This window comes from Arsukibacterium sp. (assembly GCF_018402695.1).
GTDB lineage: Bacteria > Pseudomonadota > Gammaproteobacteria > Enterobacterales > Alteromonadaceae > Alishewanella.
On the sequence record NZ_JAGYIM010000008.1, the window covers coordinates 98,391 to 120,638 of the forward strand.

The window sequence follows — 22,248 nt, forward strand, 5'->3', positions numbered from 1 at the left end:
TAATATATTTAACATTATATTAGGTTAGCATTGGCAATATAAGTAACCGCATAGTGACGAGCATATTACGATGAGTACCGTTTTAAAGAATTTAAACTGGATGTTGATAACGGTGTTTTTACTGACGACTTCTGCGTGCAGTTTAAACGGTGCTGAACATCGGCAACAGCAAGTTGAACCCGTTATTATTCTTATTTCTCTGGACGGCTTCAGCCAGGAATATCTGGGAAAATACCCAGCCCCTCATATCGAACAATTAATCGCAGAGGGCACCGTTGCCGAGGCAATGCAACCTGCATTTCCAACGAAAACCTTCCCTAATCACTACAGTATCGTTACCGGCTTATATCCAGGCAATCATGGAATTATTGAAAATAATATTTATGATGCAGATTTTGACGCAATATTCAGAATGAGTAAGCCAGAAGAGGTCACCCATCGTCGTTGGTGGCTGGGTGAACCTGTCTGGGTAACAGCTGAATTGCAGGGCATTAAAACCGGCACCTATTTTTATCCTGGCTCCGAAGCGGATATTAAAGGTGTCCGCCCCAGTTACTGGCGTGCTTATGACGGTACTATCAGTAATAGCGAGCGAGTGAGCTCGGTGCTGCAATGGTTATCCTTGCCGGTTACACAGCGCCCCGGCTTTCTAACGTTGTACTTCAGCACAATTGACGACGCAGGACATCGTTACGGGCCGAACTCAGAGCAGGTTAAATCTGCGGTGGCCGAGGTAGATCAAGCTATTGGTGAGTTAGTTGCCGGATTAAAACAACAGAATTTGTACGGCAAGGTCAATTTAATGCTGGTATCTGATCATGGTATGGCCGAAGTGCCGCCAGAACAGGTGATTATTGTCGACAGTTTATTTGATACCAGCCAGGCTGCATTAACACTATGGACGCCGGAAATTGTCTCTATCTTCCCAAAAGCCGGTCAGTTAGAAAGTATTTATCAGCAACTGAGCAGCGGTTTACCTGCCAGCGCTAAGGTGTATCGCAAGCAAGATTTACCAGAGCGCTGGCACTATCAGCAAAGCAAGCGGGTGGCGCCTTTACTTATCATTCCGGAACCAGGCTGGCGCCTGATGCAGCAAAGTCAGTATCAGCGCTGGCAAGCACGCGCTAACCGGCAAGCTGTAACCGGCAGCCATGGTTATGACAATATTGCGCCGCAAATGCAGGCGATATTTGTCGGTCATGGCCCTGCTTTTGCTAAGGGGAAAACGATATCGCCCTTTGCCAATATTGAGTTATACAATTTGATGTGCGCAATTTTAAATATTACGCCAGCTGAGAATGATGGCGATCCGGCGTGGGCCAGACAATTGTTACAGCTTAACCAGACACAATAAGCTGATAGGGCCAATACAATACTAAAGCGTTATTGATAACGAATGCGTTGCGTGCCAAGTTAATGCTGATAAGGCCAACAGATCGGAAAACTAATATGAAAAATGCCTTATGGCAACAAGCCATTGCCATCAGTTTACTTGCTGGTATGCCAGCTGTCGCAACCGGGTCAGAATTACAATTGGCCGGAGATATCAGCGTATCCGGACTATCGTCGGGTGGCTATATGGCTGTGCAATTCCATCTGGCATTTTCTGACAGAGTCAATGGTGCAGCGGTGATTGCCGGTGGCCCGCTTTATTGCGCTCAGAACAGCCTGGCGACCGCCTTTACGAATTGCATGGGCAAAGCTGAAGCTAAACCTGATCTAGCAGTTATTGAGCAGTACCTGGATAATTTAGAGCAGCAGCAACAGCTACCAAGCCGCCAGAATTTGCAGGATGACAAAGTCTGGATCCTGCATGGTAGCCGGGATGCCACTGTCCATCCAAACGTAGGTAAAGCCTTATATAATCAGTATCTTCAGTGGTTACCTGCCGACAATATTGAATTTGTGACAGACAAACCATTCGCTCATCACTTTCCCACTGACAGAGCTACCGGAACCGCTTGTGATGTGTCCGAGGCGCCTTTTCTCGCCAGCTGTAACTATGACGCCGCCGGTGAATTACTCAGGCATTTGCTGGGCAAGCTTAATCCAAAAGCGTCCGCTACAACTGGCAGCATCTGGCAACTTCGCCAATCACAGGCAGGTAGTCAGCTGGCTGACACTGGCTATGCCTACGTCCCAGAGCAATGTGAGGCAGGCGAGCCATGCCGGCTTCATATAAGTTTTCATGGCTGTAAACAGCACGCAGCCGTTGTAGACGATGCCTATATCACGCAAACTGGCCTGAACTATTACGCTGATAGTAATGACCTGGTTATCCTGTATCCCCAGGTGGCAGTCAGCGCTGTTAATCCACATGGCTGCTGGGATTGGTGGGGCTATACCGGTGGGCAATATATCAGTAACCAGGCCCCTCAGTTACAAGCAGTAATGTTAATGGCTGAGCAACTGAGTGCCAAAAACTAACGGCCTTCGCCACTAACTAAGCAGCAGTTGCTCCAGGCACTGCTGCTTAATACCATAAAACTGTTTAATCGCTGCAATTTGTTGTAACGCTTCACTGTTGTCTAACGGTTTTTTCCGTTTGGTTGCCAGAATCATTTTATTTTTACTGGTATGTTCAAGCGAAATAAATTCAAATACTTTGGTCTGATAGCCATGGGCCTCCAGCAACAAAGCTCTTAAACTATCAGTTACCATTTCGGCTTCCTGACCAAGATGAATGCCGTGCACCAGCATCGGAGCCATAACATCAGGCAGCCGGATTTGTGGGCGGATTTCTTTATGGCAACAGGGTGAACACATAATTATCTCCGCTCCGGTGCGGATCCCCATATTAATCGCATAGTCGGTGGCAATATCACACGCATGCAAAGCTACCATGACATTGATACCGCGAGCCTTAAAATGTTTTACATCACCTTGTTCAAAGTGTAATCCAGCCAGGTTAAGACCTGCCGCTGTTTCGTTACATAAATCAACTAAATTCTGCCGTAATTCGACGCCGGTTATTTGTGCCTTTAAACCCAGGGTATGACAGAAATAATCATGCATGGCAAAAGTAAGATACGCCTTACCAGAGCCAAAATCTGCCACATGTAACTGGGTTGCCTGCAGCAAACCACTGTCTCTGACCGCGCTTTGCAGAACTTCAATAAACTTGTTAATTTGCTTCCATTTATTTGCCATAGCAGGAATGACCTGTCCCTGCTGGTCTGTCACACCTAGTGCAGTCAGAAACGGCCTGCTTTGCTCAACAAAACGCTGCTTCTGCCGATTATGACGGGTATCGGCCTGTTGTTGGTTGGTCGTTTTTTTAATATTTAACAACACTTTACCTTTTTTACTGATGGTCAGTTGCACTTCACTGGCAGTTGTCGATAGTTGGCCGGCTTTAAACTGAGCGGGTAGTAACTCTGAGAGCAAGTTAACGGCGTCAGGCAGCGGATAATTATGGGTTTGGTGATTAGTTTGGTATTGCCAGACAAAACGCCAGTGCAACGCTGATTTAATTTTAACCGGGCTAACCACCAGCCGCTGTAAATCAGTCTCTGGGCCCTGATATTTACTTAACAGCAGGCGCTGTAAACTATTGTCCGACATGGCTTGCACTAACAACGTAAAAAAACGCTGCAGTTCAGCGTTGTTAGCGGTGATGGATGAGTCAGATGATGTTGGATAAGTTGCAGTCAAGCCCTGCTCCTGAAATAACCGAAAGCGACAGCCGGCTATATTAACATTGTCAGAGGCTTTCAGGCACTACGTGCCAACATTGTTGGCTGATTTAAAGGACTAACCCGGTTACGCAACAACCGCACCACGGTGGTCCGTTTAATGGTTTTGCCAGCCAGGGTCTGAACATCATCAAGCATTAAGCAGCTGACACAATCTGCATCTTCGGCAACAACTAATGCCGCTACCCTGCCATCAGCACCGACAATACTGACTAGGTCACCATGCTGCACTTGCGATGTGACCTGCTCAGGAAAATACCAACTTTTATGCGCTTGTAACTGAATATACTGACAGCTCAACGCATGCAGACATAACTCCAGAGTTTGCGCATAACTAAACGCTAGCGGCTGCAAACTGTCCATGTACAGCCAGTATAATTCAGCTTCAACTATCGCAAATCGCTGTTGCGTTGGAAAAACAGCTAACTGGCGGGCGCTTAAATTAGAGCAGAACTGGGCCTGGTCACTGATATCCAGTAATAAACGGTCGCGTTGTGGACAGTATGTCCAGGTCCAGCGCTCCGATGGCGTTAACATGGTCAGATCCTTTGCAAACAAGTTATTGAATTAGCTTATGGTTTTAAGCACTATAGCATGCTGATCAACATGTTAAAGACTATTTACTTATAAAAAAAGCGGATCACAGATTGATCTTTATAAGCCGTTTATGATCGTTTTAACCAGTGCCGGTCCGTGATAAATAAAACCGGTATAAACTTGCAATAAATTAGCTCCTGCGCTTAGTTTGTCCTGTGCTGAAACACTGTCATTAATGCCCCCTACTCCGATAATTGGCAGATCCGGGCCAACCGCGTGACGTAGCTGGCTGATAATATCGGTACTCTTCTGCTGTACTGGCAAGCCACTGAGACCACCTGCCTCATCGGCATGTACCATACCCTGTACCCGACTTCTGTCTAAGGTAGTATTGGTGGCGATAGCGCCATCCATTTTGCTCTTTAACAAAGTCTCTGCAACCTGACACACCGCGGTTTCATCCATATCCGGAGCAATTTTAATGAAAACCGGTACGTATTTATCATACTGAGCCTGCAGGTCCAGCTGCTCATTTTTAACTGTCTGCAGCAGATCCAATAAGGCGTCACCAAATTGTAAATCACGCAAGCCAGGTGTATTCGGTGATGAAATGTTTATAGTGATGTAGCTGGCATGGGGATAGACCTTACGCATGCAACTAACATAGTCATCCTTCCCCCGCTCGTTACTGGTATCTTTGTTCTTACCAATGTTTATACCAAGTACACCTTTATAACTGGCATTCTTGACATTATGAACCAGATAATCAACCCCTTTATTGTTAAAGCCCATCCGATTAATAATAGCTTCGGCCTCAGGCAGCCTGAATATCCGCGGTTTATCATTACCGTCCTGGGGCCGGGGTGTTACCGTCCCTACTTCAATAAAACCGAAGCCCATCTGACCAAAGGCGTCTATACAATCCGCATTTTTATCCAGACCTGCAGCAAGCCCCAACGGATTCTCGAAACGAATGCCCGCGACGGTAACCGGTTTTGCGGCGACATGCTGACGCCATAGCAGCGAAGCAGGTGTATGAGCCAGACGTTTCAAGCTCGCCAGTGCCAGGTTATGCGCCCGCTCTGCGTCACAGCTAAACATCAGTTTTTTTGCAATAGAGTAAAACATAAGTGCCTTAGATAATAAAAAACCCCGGAAATCACCGGGGTATTGTAACCATTGTTCAGGCTTATTTCAGCACTAAACTGACTGGCTCAACAACATCAGCTCGCGCATAGCTACCGAGAACTTAGCGAATTCATGGCTCTTAGTCGTCTTGAACTCAGCCAGCATCAAGCGCCAGCGTTCTACCAGGATCTGATGCTGAGCAAGCCAGCTTTCAATCACTTCATCAGCAGCACAGGCTTTACCACAACTGCGCACGACCACTGCAGTCAGTGAGCGTTGTTGCCAGTCCAGCTCCTCGCGGTATGACGCACGGGCCAGTGCCTGCCAGTGATTCGCCACCGGCTGCTGGGTGATCTGCTCCAGGAACCAGTGTAAATCAAGCCGGTCACCCAGTTTAAAGTAAATTTCAGCAACCATCGCCAGAGACGTTCCCTGATTGTCACTCACCTGTGCGATATCCATTACCGAGAACACTGTACTTAACTGAGTCAAGTAGCGGGCAATTTCTGCCGGAATACCTTTATCAATTAAGTCCTGCTCATTATCCCGCAACTGAGCCAGTTCTGCTTCAGCCAGATAACTGGCTAAATCACGGGATATCGCCTGATACGCGGGTTTGAAGAAATCAACGGTTTGTTGAATATCCATCGTTTTATTGCGATGACGGATAAACCAGCGGGTTGCCCGACGCATTGTCCGTCTAAGCTGGAACAATAAACGATTTTGCAACGACGCTGAAATAATATTGTCTAGTTGTTCCAGTTGCTTCCAGACAGCGGACAGGTCAAATAAATCACGGGCGATCGCATAACACATCGCAACTTCGCCAATATTGGCACCCGTTTCTTCCAGCATGCGCTGTGCAAAATTAGGTCCCATTTCATTAACCAGCATATTGGCTAACTTCGTGGCAATAATTTCAGCTTTTAACGGGTGCGTCTCCATCTCTTTTGCGTATTGTGTTTGTAACAGCTCAGGGAAGGCGGTAAACAGCTGGCGTTTAAAATAGGCATTGTCGTAGATCTCTGGCAATACCAGGCGCTCTTTTAATACCATTTTGCCGTAAGCCGTTAAAATAGCCAGCTCAGGCCGGGTCAGGCCAATACCTTTAACCATCCGCTCAGCCAGCTCATCATCAGTCGGCAGGAATTCAAGTTCGCGATTAAGTTTGCCATCTTTTTCCAGGGCATGGATAAAACGGGTATACTCTTTAATCTGCTCTGCACCCAGTAGTGACGACAGGGTAATACTCTGGGTTTGCCGGTAACATTCTTTCAATACCAGTGCTGCCACATCGTCGGTCATGTCGTTCAGTAATTTATTCCGTTGTTTCAGCGTTAAATCACCGCTTTGCACCAGGGCATTAAGTAATATCTTGATATTAACTTCGTTATCTGAACAGGTAACACCGCCGACATTATCGACAAAGTCAGTATTGATCCGGCCACCATTGGCGGCAAATTCAATCCGGCCGCGCTGAGTTGCGCCAAGGTTACCGCCTTCACCGAATATTTTGGCTTTTAAATCTTTGCCATTGATCCGCAGCGGCTCTGAACCACGATCGCCAACTTCTGCATGGCTTTCTGACGTCGCTTTAACATAGGTACCGATACCGCCGTTCCATATCAGGTCAACGGGCATCATCAGACATTCACGGATCAGTTCATTCGGGGTCATGCTGGCTTTGGTGGTACCCAGCATGTCTTTCATCTGTGGTGACAACTTAATTGCTTTAGCACTGCGGGCGAAAATGCCACCGCCTTCAGAAATTAACGCTTTGTCATAATCTTCCCAGGTAGACGTTGGCAGGTTAAATAAGCGTTCACGCTCTACGTAGCTGCTGGCTGCATCCGGGTTTGGATCGACGAAAATGTGCATGTGGTTAAACGCCACCTGCAAGCGGATATGCTTAGACAACAGCATGCCATTACCAAATACATCACCTGCCATATCGCCAATACCAACACAGGTAAAATCAGTGGTCTGGCAGTCGATACCCGTTTCCCGGAAATGACGTTTTACCGCTTCCCAGCCCCCCCGGGCAGTAATTCCCATTTTCTTATGGTCATAGCCATTCGAGCCGCCTGAAGCAAAGGCATCGCCTAACCAGAAGCTATACTCATCAGAAATACCGTTGGAGATATCTGAGAAGGTAGCAGTGCCTTTGTCTGCTGCGACAACCAGGTAAGGATCGTCTTCATCTAACCGCGTGACATTTTCAGGCGGCACGATGCTGCCCTGAACGATGTTATCGGTGATATCCAGTAAACCACGGATAAAGGTGCGGTAACATTCCTTGCCTTCAGCAATAAAGGCATCCCGGCCGCCGGTTTCCGGCAGCTTTTTACAGACAAAGCCCCCTTTAGCACCTGAAGGTACGATAACAGTATTTTTAACCTGTTGAGCTTTTACCAGCCCTAATACTTCGGTACGGAAATCTTCACGTCGATCAGACCAACGCAAACCACCGCGTGCAACTTTACCAAAGCGTAAGTGCACCCCTTCTACCCGCGGCGAGTAAACAAAAATCTCAAACATCGGTAAGGGCAGCGGCATATCCGGAATTAAATCAGGTTTAATTTTAAATGAAATATAGGGTTTGTCGCTGCCGTCTTCAGCTGGCTGATAATAGTTGGTGCGCAGCGTCGCATTAATCATATTAACAAAACGGCGGATAATCCGGTCATCATCCAGATTGGCAACATTTTCAAGTTGCGCAGTAATTTGCTCTTCCAGTTTTTCAACAGCTTTAGCGGTCGCTTTAGACGATGGCGCAAATTTTTTATCAAACAGCTGAACCAGTAACCCTGCTAAATCCGGGTAACGGGTAAAGGTACTCTCTACATAACTCTGGCTGAAAGTACCACCAATTTGGCGTTTATATTTAGCATAAGCGCGAATAATCGATGCCTGACGCCCACTTAAGCCAGCACCTAAAATTAAACGGTTAAAACCATCATCTTCAAGCTGACCAGCCCATACTTTGGCAAAAGACAACTGGAAGCTTTGCTGAGCTTCTGCAAAGTCCAACGGCACTTCACCGTTCAACTCCATCGAGAAATTTAAGATCCAGCTGACAGAACCTTCCGGAGATTTGACCGCGTAAGGTGTTTCACCGATAACCCGCAAGCCGAAGTTTTCCAGCATAGGCAGTACATCCGACAGATGAATGGGATGATCTTTGTGAAACAGGTTTAATCGTACCGCTTTACTGTCTTTACTTTCTTCCTGCGGCCGGTAAAACAACATCTCTAACTTGTTGTCATCGTTTAATGATTCCAACTTACCAATGTCTACCAGGGCGTCGCTTGGTAACATTTCTTCTTTATAGGCCCGCGGAAAACTATTTACATATTTGCGGCCTAATTCTCTGCCGCGGGCTTCGCCGTATACACCGGTTAAGGCCGTTTCTAATTTGTCTTCCCAGGTACGGGCTGCTTCAACCAGATTGCGTTCAATATCTTTCACTTTATACTCGACATGGCTATCAGTGATCCGAACCAGATAATGGGTGCGGGCCAACACAGATTCTGAAAAATAAGTAGTAAATTCTACCGGCTCGTCGGTGCCCAGTGCCCGTTGCAATATGGCCTGAGTCTCTTTGCGCAGTTGCGTGTTGTAACGTTCGCGGGGTACATACACCATCGCCGTCACAAAACGACCAAAGGCGTCTTTACGCATAAATAAACGGGTCATATCCCGTTCCTGCATTTGCAGCACGCCCATGGCGACATGCAGTAACTCATCCGCACTGGCTTGAATAAGCTCATCTCGTGGATATGTTTCCAGGATGTTTAGCAGTGCTTTATAGGCATGAGTACCGGTAGCAAACTCCGACATCGCCATAACCCGGGCCAGTTTACTTTTAAGCAACGGAATATCTGCAGCACTGTTGTTATAAAGCGAAGAGGAGTAAAGGCCGATAAAACGATGTTCACCCACTACTTTGCCATCTTTATCGAATTGTTTAACGCCAACATAATCGATATAAGCGGGACGGTGAACCCGTGACTTATTATTCGTTTTAGTTAACACCAGCACTGTAGGGCTTAAAGCCTGCTTACGGCCGGTATCAGGCAGTTCTGACAACATTAAATCCCGCGACTCCGAGCGGCGCATTAACCCCAGGGAGCTGGCATCAACGCCGGCAATTTTATAATCGCCTTTAACCGGGGTAATTTTATATTCGCGGTAACCAAGCAAGGTAAAATTGTCTTTCGCAAGCCAATTCAGGAAATCTGTGGTTTCTTTAATTTCATCAGCCGCGGCTCTACCGCTATGCTTGGCAAAACTCTTGATAACATCCAATAGTTTCTGGCGGGTTGGCTGCCAATCCTGCACAGCAAGAGATACATCCTCCATCACCGAATGCAATTCTGTTTTTAAGGCCTGAATTGTCGCTTCATCAGTTATCCGATCAATTTCAATATGAAAAACCGTTTGCTGAGTGCTTGAGCTGGTTTTACTACCCAGTTTAAAGAAGTCGGTAATATTGCCCGCCTTATCACGTTGGGTTTGTAATGGATAATGTAATAGTAGATGAGCAGCGATACTATGACGGCTTAATGCCATCCGTACTGAATCGACCAGAAACGGCATATCCTGCACCACTATTTCAACGATAGTGTGTTTTGACTCCCAGCCATGCCGGGAAATTTCAGGATTATAAACCCGGATCCGCGCTTGCGGCTCAGCATGCTGGTTAAACGTTTGCCATAAACTTAACGCTGCGCCATAGAGATCACTATCATTGCGCCCAACTAAATCTTCATTCGACATGTTGCCATATAAGGTATAAGCGAACTTCTCCACCAGCTTTGGCTGATCTTTTACTTTTTGAGTTATCAATTTGCTTACGTTTTGTAGTAGTACAGAGGGATGACCGTCTATCAGTGCCATTATTGTATCCTTTTTCAGAGCACAGCTTGAACAGCTGGATCTACCTAACATACAAGGTCTTGTCTGCTGCGCAGTGTAGTGACTATTGTAGCGCTTTTGAAGCACTATTTCTGGCTTTTATGCTGGTTAAACCAGTGGTTTTTAAGGCTTTTGACAACTTATTCAGTTCGCTTAAATAGAAAATGGCCTTTCGGCCATTTTCGTGTTTAAACATGCAAAAATAAATTTTTGCCGTTAACGATTATTCCTCCAGAAAATTGCTGCTAATGCCGGAAGCACCACAATGGCACCCAACATATTTACAATAAACATAAAGGTTAGCAGAATTCCCATATCAACCTGGAACTTTAATGCTGAAAACACCCAGGTACTGACGCCAATTGCCAGGGTTATGCCGGTAAATAACACAGCACTGCCCCGCTCTTTCAACGCTTCAAAATAGGCCTGGCGCAGTGGCATACCATCCCGTAACAGCTGGCTCATACTTGACAGGATATAAATACCGTAATCAACCCCAATACCGACGCCGAGGGCAATCACCGGCAAGGTTGAAACTGTCAGTCCGATCTGCAGCTTGGTCATTAGCGCCATTGCCAGTACCGATACCACATACAATGGCACCACAACTGCTATAGTTGCCCGGAGCGAGCGGAAGCTAAGTAAACACAAAATAATGACAGCACCATATACGTACCACATCATTGGTTGCTGAGCAGCAGACACCGCTTCATTGGTTGCTGCCATAACGCCAGCCGGGCCTGATGCCAGCATAAAGCGGGTTTGTTCATCACCAAGCTCGCTTCCGTATTTTTTAGCTGCAGCAATCACCCGCTCAATCGTTTCGGCTTTATGATCTTCTAAGAACACCATTACCGGCATAACTGAGCAATCTGCGTTCAGCAAGCCAGTACTGGTCTCAACCCTGGATGAAGCCTGAACTAAAGATTGTGTATTGCGTGGCAGTACCCGCCATTTCTGATTGCCTTCGTTATAAGCGGCATTAATCGTTTTCGATACCGACGACAGCGATACCGCTGACTGGACTCCGGGTACGTTCTCCATTAACCACTGGAACTGATCAATCCGATCCATAATGTCATGTTCGGTGCAGGCACTGGGCACCGTCTCAACCATGATATTGATGTAATCAACCGAAATAGCAAAACTGTCAGTAATTAACTTAGTATCAAGATTGTACCGCGAGTCCTCGTGTAACGATGGCGCACCTTCATGTAAATCACCTATTCTAAGTTGCTGACTTTGCCAATAACCGGCGGCAAATAAGACAGCAGTGATGACCAGAATGCCATAAGCAAAACGTTTGGTAGCAAAAGCTGACATCGCATACCAGAACTTATCTGCTTTAACAGCAGGCGCTGAGACTCTGGCTTTGTATGCGGCACTGAACTTAACATAAGACATCAGTACAGGCAGTAACACCAGATTGGTTAAAATTATTACAGCCACACCTAAGCTGGCCGTGATAGCTAATTCACGGATAACGCCAATTTCAATAATCAGTAAGGTTAAAAAACCAACCGTATCTGACAACAAGGCAACGCCACCCGGCACCAGTAATTTGCGAAAACTTGACTCAGCAGCTGTCTTTGCATCCATGCCGGCAGCAACCCGCTTACCAGTGGAGTTAATCATCTGCACACCATGACTGACCCCGATAGCGAACACTAAAAAGGGTACCAGAATCGACATAGGGTCAATCCCAAAACCCAGTATCGTCAGTAAGCCCATTTGCCAAATTACAGCTATCAGCGAACATGCTATTGGCAGCACCGTCAGCATTACTGACTTGGAGAAGAAATAGACCATTAAGGCGGTAACGCCGATGGCAACCAGGAAAAATAATACGACACCTTTGGCGCCATCTGCGACATCACCCACCATTTTGGCGAAGCCAATAATATGGACACTGATTTGCTCGCTCTGATGCTTGGCGCGGATATCCTGCTCCAGCGATGCAGCAAACTCGAGGGTATCGACCGCTTCACCTGTCTCAGAATCAATTTCAAGCAGCTGAGCAGTAATCATGGCACAACTGTAGTCGTCAGCGACCATCCGGCCGACTATGCCGGCTTTTTCGATATTAGACTTAACTCTGTCAAGTCCCCGTTTATCCGCAACAAAATCGGCAGGAATAACGGGGCCACCGGCGAAACCATCTTCTACAACTTCGATAAAACGAGTACTGGGGCTGAACACCGATTTGACGAGGACCCGATTAACACCCGGGGTATAAACCACATCATCATGCACCTGACGAAAGGTTTCAAAAAAGGTTGGATTAAAAATATCACCACCGGCATCACATACGGCAATCAGAATATTGTTGGCGCCGCCGAAATCTTCAGCATGCTCCAGATAAGTTTGCATATATTCATGTTTTAAAGGTATATTTTTTGTAAAAGCAGCATCAAGCTTAATGTCAGTAGCTTTTATCAATAAACCGATAGTAACCAGAAGAAAAATAACAAGCACCGCCAGCCGGTGCCGGAATAATGCATACTCAATTTTATTTACCAGCGAATTTACACTCATATTATTCAGACTTATCCAGGTTTAAAACTTTAATGCCAACTTCGGTCACCAGTAACATTCTGTTATCCAGAACCACGCCATTTAAAATCGCTTTACCGTCAGCCTGAGAACGTTCAGTAAAACTAAGGCCATCATCGTTACTTTGTAATAAAGTACCCGCATTACCTGACAGGTAGACGTTGCCCGTTGCATCACTGAATACGCTATTTAATGTCGCCGATTCGCTGATTTCTACCTGCTGCCAGCTCTGGCCATTATCTTCACTCCGGAATACATGACCACGTAACCCCACTGCAAGTAAGCCCATTTCAGGGGTACGATGTAAATCAAACAATGAGCCGTTATAGAATTCCTCCATCCGCACCCAGCTGTCGCCAAAGTCACTGCTTTTGGCAATAAAGCCGGCTTCACCAACCATATACAGGGTATTGCCATCGACGAACAACCGGTTAAAGTGCGGTAAAATAGACCCTAATTCAGACCGGTATATCTCTGGATCGGTTTGTTGTAAGTCCAGTAGGTACTCTTTGTCTTCTTCAGCTGCAAGCTCGATAAAAAACGCCTGCTCCCAGCTGTCACCACCATCAGTCGTTTTATAAAACAAACCATAAGCCCCGACTGCGATACCTTGCAGGGGATCCCGAAAATGTACATCAAGCAGTGGTTTATCATCTTCCGGTAGGAATTGCTGCACCTGCCAGCTTTGACCACCATCAGAAGTAGCAAGGATCAGAGAGTCATGGCCAACGGCCCAACCATGTATCTCATCAACAAAATGCACAGCAGTCAGCATGCTTTGCGCCGGCACAGCTGCCTGTTGCCAATCATTTCCATTGTGGCTAAGTAAAATATGACCGCGTTCTCCTACTGCCACAAAAAAATTATTACTCACTTTTTGCAAATCGGTGAGCAAAGATTTCTCAGCGAGCGGCATAATGTAAGCTGCCTTCACCTCTTCAATTGAATTGACATCAGCCGGCACTTCAAATGCTATGCTACTTAGCAACACATAAGTACTGGCCAGAAAAAGTTTATTAAACATAGGCAGCATTACTACTCTTTTAAGTCATCGAATAAACAAATTGCTGTCCGGATTAACTTCTGGACAGCAATCACCACTAAAAAAAACGGCCGGCTAATGCCAGCCGTCTGACCAACAATGTATTTTAACGAGTACCGGCCCGACGTAATGCCGCTGGCGTAAAGTCGTTATCAGAAAGTTCAACCGAGAAGTCATACATTCTGTCTTCATTATCCAGCCCGATAGCAATGTAACGGCGTGAATTCAGATCATGATAAACTTCCAGCGTACTCCAGTGGGTTGGTACTTCATAATAGTTCAAGCCATGAGCCACCGCTACCCTATACATGTCACCCCGGTTATCGTACAAGTCAGCAACATGGATCTGCCAGCTGTCCTCATCAATGTAGAATACCCGCTTACCATAAACATGCCGGGTACCGTCTTTCAGCGACGCCTCAACCACCCAGACCCGGTGCTTTTCCCAGCGAACATAGTCCGGATTAATATGACCGGCCATTAAAATGTCGGCATACTTGGCATCTTTGCTATGTAGTTTGTAATCGTTATAAGCGATATACATTTCCTGTTTGCCTTTCAGCTCCCAGTTGTAGCGATCCGGTGAGCCATTGAACATGTCAAAATCATCAGTGGTACGCAAACCATCAGACGCAGTACCCGGCGCATCATACGCAACGTTAGGTGCACGACGAACCCGACGTTGACCGGTATTATATGTCCAGGCCTGACGCGGTGTTGCCACCTGATCCATCGTTTCATGAACTAACAGCGCGGTACCCGCCAAGCGAGCCGGCGAGGTAACGCTTTGTTTAAACCGGAACAAAATATTCTCAGCCTCTAACGCGTCTGCGGTGGCATCCGGGTGAGAGTATTTAAACATGATTTGCTCATCAAAGCCGATAACGGTATAAGCACCGTTTGATGTCGGCGCTGCCTGGCCACCATTTCGGGTAGCAGCAACGCCACGGTAACGGACAATATGATTCCATATCGCTTCCAGTCCGTTCTCGGGGATCGGGAACGGAATACCAATAGCGGCATTAATTAAACCATTGCCACCCTGCACCAATTCAGCTTCAGTGGCTATTTTTTTGGTTGCATCATAAAAATATTGTGGATAAGACGCACTGCGTCGGGTTGGGTAAACATTCATCTTGAATGTATCTGGATAAATATCAAACAGTTGTAACATCCCCGGGCTTAGAAATTGCCGGTGGTCGGCTACGTTCGACTTATCAATCGTTAATACAATTTCATCAGACGCAAACGGGTTAACATGATGATCACCGGCACTATAGCCCGCCGGCGCACTGGTAATACCACCAGTCCACTCAGGAATTGAACCATCTGCGTTACCTGCTTTTTCAGCACCTACCGGTGTTAAGTCGCTTCCTAACCTGGCAGCTTGCTCGGCGGTAATTTTTGCCAGTGCACTACAGCTAAACACCAGGGCAATCGCAGAAGATAATAGGGTGAGTTTTTTCATAATCGGCTCTCGTCCCTTAAATAGAATATTTAATATTAAAAGATACAAAATCACGGTCGGCTACGTTATTCGTCGTGCCTGCACCGCCCCAGAACCAATTGTATGATAGTTCAGCTGACCACTTGCTTAAGTAATCGAAACTAACAGCGTAAGCCGCTGATTTTCTATCTTCAACAAACATAAATAATGGGTCTGGCGTAATACCATTTACGTCATGCGAGAACACAATACGTTGTGACATATTTACCCCGGCAAAAACGTTGTTATAGTCTGCTTTTGCCAGAATACGGTAGCCCCACGCTGACGCCGTTGGGAACGGGTTCGTTTCCGGGCCATCAGATAAACCGGTATGTAAACCTTGTGATGGACCATTGTCGCCAATTAACGGACCACCACTGCGATCTGTATTGGGACCATTTAAACGTAAAACGTCATAAGCTGGCATATCGTTAATTTTGATCCCGCCAACTTCAGCCAACATTGTTAAATTATCAGCACCTGCCATTGGCCCGAATAAGTGAGTAAACGTCATCTGCGCTTGCACAGTATCACTTAAAATATAGCCCTGAGCAAAATCCCCCGGACCAACTTTCTCGCCAATCACCCGGCCAATTTGAGAAATTCCGGCTAAGTCGGTTCGCAAACCGGCATTAGCTAACTGCTCTGGCATACCAGCATACAGTATTTCAACATCATCAATTTGCAGAGGCTCGTCCTGACGGTACGAAATCTCACCCGCGACAGAGGTACCACCTAAGGTCGTATTGAAGCTAAAACCATAGAGTTTGATGTCTTCAGGGTATTCCAGTAACGCTTGTGAAAACATTGACATATTCGCAATGTCATCGCTGCTGATTTGCCCCTGATGTTCAGCCAGATAGCTTAGTGACTGTAAAACGCCTAATAACTCACCTGATTCTGGATCTGCGCCAACGGTGAAATCTGATGCAATACCTGAAATTACCGGCACCCTGCTATGGTAATTCATGTAGTACAGTGCAAATTCAGTATCGTTCAGCTCCGGTGAGTAGTATTCAAATTTAATACCGTACTGACCGCCATCTTCAGGTTTTACTTCACCTGCACTGCCGTCAGGACGTAAGGTAACTTTAGTTGGATAAGCAATGGCAAGGTTGACCGCATCAGCACGTTGCTGTGCAGTACTTGCTGGATTTGTTATTACCTGCAGTAACTGCGGGGCAAACATCGATAGGGTATTCATCTCATCAACCAGAAAACTCATATCGATATCCGGGTTACCGGCAAAACCTAACTGTACATTTTGAGAATAACCACCACGACCTGCGAAATCGTTGGTAGAGAAGTAACTTCCGGGAACGGGCAGATAGCTTTGCTCCCAATCGTACTGATAAAACAATTCTGCAGACAGGTTATCCGTTAAACCAACCGACAACGTCACCATCCCAACCGGAATAAAGGCTTCTTTTAAATCCGCGCCTGGTGCCCGCAATATTCCTACGTCGACCGGTGTAATGTTAATACCATGCGGAATAAAGGTGCTTTCACCCCAACTTAATACCTGGTTGCCTACCCGGATGGTGACCGGATTCATACCATCATTAAAACTGAAGTTGCCGTACACATAAGCATCAAGCAAGCGGAAGTCTTTACAGGCCAGCTCCCTCGCACCACTGTCAGAACAAGGGTCTACCCTATTTCCACTTAGCGGGTTTGTGTAAGCACCTTCCTGATCTGCGACAGCGAAATCGTAATAATACATAAACCGGGTAAATAAACCCACGTTATCACCGCTTACGGACAGCTCATGTAAGCCTTTAAACATACTGCTGAACATATCACCACGGTCATAGTTCAGGTTACCGGCATCACCGTTACTTGAATACGCTCCTGGCTGATCCCATATCTGAGAATTAGCATATACGCTATTGAAATTTGGGTTTCCATTACCATCCAGAACATAGCCATAGCCAGTCCAGTCAAACCGTGGATGATTTACTTTTGAAATGGTATTCCAGTCGCGGTCTTCAGTACGAATACTGCCACCGTAAGAAAAGGTTGAGTCAAATACAACCTGGAAATTGCCAACATTAAAGGTTGCTGCTTGTGCAGGCACAACGGACAATGCCAGCAATGCAGATGCAACCCCCAAGGCTAACGGACTTTTATAAAAAGTATTAGGCCTTCTATTCATCTTGTGATCTCCCCCCTGTCCCTGCAGGTATGTTTTGTGTCTTTTTAATTATTATGCTGAACCAACTGCTCGGAGCTCAGCTTGCATCACAGAAATAATTACATCATTTTAGGGTGTTAGCAAGGCTTCTTCTTGCGTAAATCTGTTGATTTTTATTCAATTTTTACTAATTACAGCGCCAGCTATATCAGATAAACACCGTTTCAGTTTAATCAATGTCTGAAGCGTGCGACAGCCATTTCATAAGCCAATGAAATTAAAGGTCAAACCAGATGAAACTGCAAGGCTTTGTTTTAATTCACCGTTTAAAGTAAATGCTCTAATTAATTTGTTCCAGGCTGCTAAAAGCCCCATTTTCAGTTAATGTCAGTCTGAATCGGCCGCGCAGGCCCAATGAAGAAAAATAAGGCTGAAAATGCCTTAAACCGAGTTGGATCCGCTCACCGGAGTCCGCTGTAACGACCACATAGCGGATTGTTCCCTGGTAATAGAGCAAACATTTCTCTCTTGCCAGGTAAGCGCTAAATAAATACTGACGTTTCATGACAAGCTTTTACTGATTTTCTCATACAAATCATTGCTTAAACTTGATTTAGCTTCCAGTTTCTTTAGTTCAGCAAGCATGTGTTCACGACGTTCATCGTTAAAACGCTGCCAGGCAAGTAAAGGCGTAATTAAGCGGGCAGCAACTTGTGGGTTTATTTCGTCCATTCGGGCGATGACTTCAGCCAGACAACGATAACCCCGGCCATCGGCACGATGAAACTGCTGAGGATTCCGCATACTAAAAGCACCAAATAAAGCCCGAACCCGATTCGGGTTTTTCCAGCTGAATAGCGGGTGCTTAGTAAGGTCAGTTAGACTGGTAAAAACCTCGTCGGCTGGATTGCTTGCCTGCAATGAAAAGTATTTGTCCATAACCTGGACCTCATGCTGCCATTTATTAGCAAAGTCAGCGGCAAATGCGTTAAAAACTGGCGACGCTGCATATTGCGCCGCCGCCAGCGCAGCCAGGGTGTCGGTCATATTGTCCGAGCATTGATAATGCTGTGTCAGATGCTCCGTCCCTTGCTTGGCGAGTGCCAGATAGCTTAAACAACGATTACGCAGCGCCCGGGCTCCTACGGCATTTTCACTGTAGTGATAGGTGGATATCTCGATTGACTGATAACAAAGCTGCCAGTCCTGCTCCAGCAATACAGCCAACTGTTGTCTGATAGTATGTAAACCACTGAGAATCGCATCCACCGGAATATGCTGGTGTTGCTCCGCCAGGGTGTCAAAATCTGGCAGGGTTAACAACTCGGCAGTCAACGCCTTATCAGCCAATGGCTGTCTTAGCCAATGCTGCATTAACACTAATAGCTCATCTGGAAGCTTGAGCGGGCGCTGCGGTTGTTCTGCGTGTTGACGTATAACATTCGACCAGAAAACCTGCATCGCATCCCATCTGGCAAAACCGTTGTCCGCTTTCTCTGCTATCAGCAATAATTGGGATAACTGATAATCTTGTTGTAGTTTTACCGGCGCTGAAAAATTCTCCCAGACCACTACCGGCTCACTTTGCACATCAGAAAAACTAAAATTGTCTTTAAACTGGCTTAGCGTAATCAGGTGCTGCTGGTCTACCCGCCCGTCGCTGCTGAGCAACTGAATCTGTAGCGGAATAAGCAGTGCTTGCTTGTCAGGTTGGCCAGCCGTTGCTGAGTGATGCTGGCATATTTCAAGGTGCAACATGGCTTGCTTGGCATCATAGCGCTGATTTAACGTTACTACCGGTGTGCCTGCCTGGCTATACCACAAACGAAACTGACTTAAATCAACATCGTTGGCCTCTTCCATTGCACTGACAAAGTGATCACAGGTAACCGCCTGGCCATCATAACGTTGCAGATAATGGGCTAAGCCACTGTTGAAACCGGGTTTCCCCAGTATGGTCTGCAACATTCTGATAACCTCTGCGCCTTTGTCATATACTGTGACAGTGTAGAAATTATTCATTTCCAACACGTGCTCTGGCCGGATTGGGTGCGCCATCGGACCGGCATCTTCAGCAAACTGCGCCGTACGGATGAGCTTGACTGCATCTATCCGGTTTAAGGTCGCTGAGCCCATATCAGCGCTGAACTCCTGATCCCGGAATACCGTTAGGCCCTCCTTCAGACTGAGTTGAAACCAGTCCCGGCAGGTTACCCGGTTGCCGGTCCAGTTATGAAAATACTCATGACCGATAATTGACTCGATATTAAAATAATCTTTATCGGTAGCAATGCTGTCATCTGCCAGCACATACTTACTGTTAAAAACATTCAACCCTTTGTTTTCCATTGCGCCCATGTTAAAAAAGTCAACGGCCACGATCATATAAATATCCAGATCATACTCCAGATTGTATCGGGTCTCATCCCAGCGCATCGCCCGTTTAAGTGCCGATATGGCAAAATGGCCTTTATCCTGCTGACCAGGTTCCACAAACAATTGCAGATTTACGACTCTGCCACTTTGCGTCGTAAAACTATCACGCAAACAATCAAAATTACCGGCTACTAAAGCAAACAAATAACAGGGCTTGGCAAAAGGATCATGCCAACTTACTCGGGTTCTGCCATCTGCTAAGGTTTCGGATGCGACTTTGTTGCCGTTGGCTAATAGATAAGGGTAGCGGTTCTGATCAGCAATGATATGAGTGGTATATACCGACAACACATCAGGCCGGTCGGGGAAATACATGATCCGGCGAAAGCCTTCAGCTTCACATTGGGTACAGAACACATCATTAGCCAGGTACAATCCTTCTAAAGCTGTGTTACCGGCGGGGTTCACCCCTGTCGTTATCTGCAAACTGAATTCTGCGGGGACCCTGGCAATAATCAGTTGTTCATCAGTAATCTGATATTGCTCAGCCTGAAGTTCCACACCATCTAACGCGATGTAATACAAATCCAGATGCTGGCCATCCAAGATCAGAGCTGCATCTTCAGTTTGCCGTTCTACTTGCATCAATGCGGTTACCCGGGTCGCTTCAGCGTCTAATTCAAAGCTCAACTCAATTTCCGGAATTAAAAAGTCCGGTTGCCGGTAATCGGCAAGCCGACGGCTACTGCGTGCTGAATTACTGCTCATATAGGCTCCTTGGTACCACTAAAATATTCTGGCTCTGAGAAAAAAGCCTGAAATTATTCAGGCCATTTATATTTCATTAATTTTTAACCACCTGGTTTTTTTGTAATCCGTCAGGGGGGGACAGCCGCAGAATTTTAATTCCTAAATAAGCATAGACAATAGACAACAGCGGGTTAATTAAGTTGAAAAAGGCGTAGAAGGCATAATCCAGTGGACTCACCCCAAGGACGCCATGCATGTAGGCACCACAGGTATTCCAGGGGATTAATGGGCTGGTAATAGTGCCACCATCTTCCAGTGAGCGCGATAAATTAACCGGCGCCAGGCCGCGACGTTCATATTCCTCTTTAAACATCCGGCCGGGCATAACAATTGACATATATTGATCGGCTGTCAGTAAATTGGTTACAAAGCAGGTTGCGATAGTGCTGGTGATTAACGAGCCAGTGCTGCGGGCAAAGAATAAAATAGACTCTACAAACTTGCGCAGCAAACCTATTTTTTCAATAGTGGCGCCAAACATCATGGCACAAAATACCAGCCAGATCGTATTAAGCATACTTGCCATACCGCCGCCGCTTAATAAATCATTAAGATTGCTGTCCCCTGTTTCCACCGCAAAACCGGCGTAAAAGGTATGCCAGACTAATTTGACGATGCCGACGACAGCTGACAGGTTTTGATCGACCAGTTGCGCCAGCAAGTCTTGCTGAAAAAAAACCGCCCAGACAGCACCCAGCACTGCGCCGATAAAAACGGTTGGAAAAGCTGGTACTTTTTTAATTGCCATCGCCAGTAAAACCAGCAGCGGTACCAAAGATACCAGACTGATTGCAAAATGCTGCTGCAATACGGTGCTAATTTGCTCAATCCGGGCAAAATCAGCGGATATATCACTGTTAAAGCCAATTATCGTAAATAGTATCAAAGCGAGAATATAACTGGGAACGGTCGTCCACAACATATGCCGGATATGTTCGAATAACTCGGCACCAGCCACTGCCGGTGCCAGATTGGTTGTTTCGCTTAGCGGCGAAAGCTTATCGCCAAAATAGGCACCAGAGACTATTGCGCCAGCTGTAATCGCGGGCGACAACCCCAGACCAGAAGCAACGCCAATCAAGGCAACCCCAATGGTCGCAGCTGTCGTCCAGGAGCTACCAATACTCATTGCCACGATACCGCATAGCAGACAACTGGCAGCATAAAACCAGGTCGGGTTTAATAATTGTAAACCGTAGTAAATCAACGTTGGTACTGTCCCCGACAACATCCAGGTGCCAATTAAAGCGCCCACTGAAAGTAATATCAGTACCGCGCCAAGCGACAGTGAAATACCGTTAACCATGGCCTGTTCCATTGCTTGCCACTGGTAACCGTTCTTCAGGCCGACAATAACAGCTACTGCTGTCGCGACAAACAACGCTATCTGGTTTGGACCATAGGATGAATCACTCCCGAACAGATACACTGAGGCCGACAGTAAAACGATCAGCACAATAAGGGGTAAGGCAGCATCCAGAAAACTGGGATGTTTTTCAGTCATTAATGTTGCTCCATGAGGCAAAGGCGCCTGCAGCGCCTATTATTGTTATTATTAATGGATAATTGT

The 22,248-nt window shown here is 46.3% G+C and carries 13 protein-coding genes; 2 read left to right on the forward strand and 11 right to left on the reverse strand.

The genetic code is table 11. From position 1 onward, the window contains the following. The first annotated feature begins 70 nt into the window (after positions 1-70). Positions 71-1,354: a nucleotide pyrophosphatase/phosphodiesterase family protein gene (locus KG631_RS01405; RefSeq protein WP_301003528.1), complete on the forward strand. Its 1,284-nt coding sequence runs from the start codon at positions 71-73 to the stop codon at positions 1,352-1,354. Between the two features lie 95 nt (positions 1,355-1,449). After that, complete coding sequence (locus KG631_RS01410) at positions 1,450-2,427, forward strand: PHB depolymerase family esterase (RefSeq protein WP_213994893.1); 978 nt, start codon at positions 1,450-1,452, stop codon at positions 2,425-2,427. 12 nt (positions 2,428-2,439) lie between these two features. Here the strand turns inward: KG631_RS01410 and KG631_RS01415 are convergent, their stop codons facing one another. From KG631_RS01415 to nhaC, 11 genes are all read right to left on the reverse strand, one after another. Next, on the reverse strand, positions 2,440-3,654 hold the full coding sequence (locus KG631_RS01415; RefSeq protein WP_301003529.1) for an SAM-dependent methyltransferase: 1,215 nt from the start codon (positions 3,652-3,654) through the stop codon (positions 2,440-2,442). Positions 3,655-3,713: 59 nt separating this feature from the next. Then, positions 3,714-4,232, reverse strand: coding sequence for a cell division protein ZapC domain-containing protein (locus tag KG631_RS01420; protein WP_213994894.1), 519 nt, complete (start codon positions 4,230-4,232; stop codon positions 3,714-3,716). Positions 4,233-4,349: 117 nt separating this feature from the next. Then, a complete protein-coding gene (gene pyrD, locus KG631_RS01425) occupies positions 4,350-5,360 on the reverse strand; it encodes a quinone-dependent dihydroorotate dehydrogenase (RefSeq protein ID WP_213994895.1) in 1,011 nt (336 codons plus the stop codon). 72 nt (positions 5,361-5,432) lie between these two features. Then, on the reverse strand, positions 5,433-10,259 hold the full coding sequence (locus KG631_RS01430) for an NAD-glutamate dehydrogenase (RefSeq protein WP_213994896.1): 4,827 nt from the start codon (positions 10,257-10,259) through the stop codon (positions 5,433-5,435). 234 nt (positions 10,260-10,493) lie between these two features. Beyond that, positions 10,494-12,812 carry an MMPL family transporter gene (locus KG631_RS01435; protein WP_213994897.1) on the reverse strand — a complete coding sequence of 773 codons (2,319 nt, stop codon included), beginning with the start codon at positions 12,810-12,812 and terminating at the stop codon, positions 10,494-10,496. A 1-nt stretch (position 12,813) separates the two neighbouring features. Next, the gene (locus KG631_RS01440; RefSeq protein ID WP_213994898.1) at positions 12,814-13,854 is read right to left on the reverse strand and encodes a YCF48-related protein; all 1,041 of its coding nucleotides are present in this window, start codon (positions 13,852-13,854) and stop codon (positions 12,814-12,816) included. Positions 13,855-13,978: 124 nt separating this feature from the next. Further along, a complete protein-coding gene (locus KG631_RS01445) occupies positions 13,979-15,340 on the reverse strand; it encodes a DUF1329 domain-containing protein (RefSeq protein WP_213994899.1) in 1,362 nt (453 codons plus the stop codon). A 16-nt stretch (positions 15,341-15,356) separates the two neighbouring features. Next, on the reverse strand, positions 15,357-17,513 hold the full coding sequence (locus tag KG631_RS01450; RefSeq protein WP_213994900.1) for a DUF1302 domain-containing protein: 2,157 nt from the start codon (positions 17,511-17,513) through the stop codon (positions 15,357-15,359). Positions 17,514-17,832: 319 nt separating this feature from the next. After that, positions 17,833-18,057 (reverse strand): DUF2835 family protein, encoded by a 225-nt coding sequence (locus KG631_RS01455; RefSeq protein ID WP_213994901.1) that lies wholly within the window; start codon positions 18,055-18,057, stop codon positions 17,833-17,835. Beyond that, a complete protein-coding gene (pepN, locus tag KG631_RS01460) occupies positions 18,054-20,636 on the reverse strand; it encodes an aminopeptidase N (protein WP_213994902.1) in 2,583 nt (860 codons plus the stop codon). Before pepN ends, KG631_RS01455 begins: the two co-directional genes overlap by 4 nt. A gap of 76 nt (positions 20,637-20,712) precedes the next feature. After that, positions 20,713-22,182 (reverse strand): Na+/H+ antiporter NhaC, encoded by a 1,470-nt coding sequence (gene nhaC, locus KG631_RS01465; protein WP_213994903.1) that lies wholly within the window; start codon positions 22,180-22,182, stop codon positions 20,713-20,715. Positions 22,183-22,248: the final 66 nt, after the last annotated feature.

Coding starts and splice junctions, on each gene's coding strand:
- KG631_RS01445 (WP_213994899.1), bottom strand. CDS start 15,340: ATGAAAAAACTCACCCTATTATCTTCTGCGATTGCCCTGGTGTTTAGC.
- KG631_RS01410 (WP_213994893.1), top strand. CDS start 1,450: ATGAAAAATGCCTTATGGCAACAAGCCATTGCCATCAGTTTACTTGCT.
- KG631_RS01420 (WP_213994894.1), bottom strand. CDS start 4,232: ATGTTAACGCCATCGGAGCGCTGGACCTGGACATACTGTCCACAACGC.
- KG631_RS01405 (WP_301003528.1), top strand. CDS start 71: ATGAGTACCGTTTTAAAGAATTTAAACTGGATGTTGATAACGGTGTTT.
- KG631_RS01430 (WP_213994896.1), bottom strand. CDS start 10,259: ATGGCACTGATAGACGGTCATCCCTCTGTACTACTACAAAACGTAAGC.
- pepN (WP_213994902.1), bottom strand. CDS start 20,636: ATGAGCAGTAATTCAGCACGCAGTAGCCGTCGGCTTGCCGATTACCGG.
- nhaC (WP_213994903.1), bottom strand. CDS start 22,182: ATGACTGAAAAACATCCCAGTTTTCTGGATGCTGCCTTACCCCTTATT.
- pyrD (WP_213994895.1), bottom strand. CDS start 5,360: ATGTTTTACTCTATTGCAAAAAAACTGATGTTTAGCTGTGACGCAGAG.
- KG631_RS01455 (WP_213994901.1), bottom strand. CDS start 18,057: ATGAAACGTCAGTATTTATTTAGCGCTTACCTGGCAAGAGAGAAATGT.
- KG631_RS01450 (WP_213994900.1), bottom strand. CDS start 17,513: ATGAATAGAAGGCCTAATACTTTTTATAAAAGTCCGTTAGCCTTGGGG.
- KG631_RS01440 (WP_213994898.1), bottom strand. CDS start 13,854: ATGTTTAATAAACTTTTTCTGGCCAGTACTTATGTGTTGCTAAGTAGC.
- KG631_RS01435 (WP_213994897.1), bottom strand. CDS start 12,812: ATGAGTGTAAATTCGCTGGTAAATAAAATTGAGTATGCATTATTCCGG.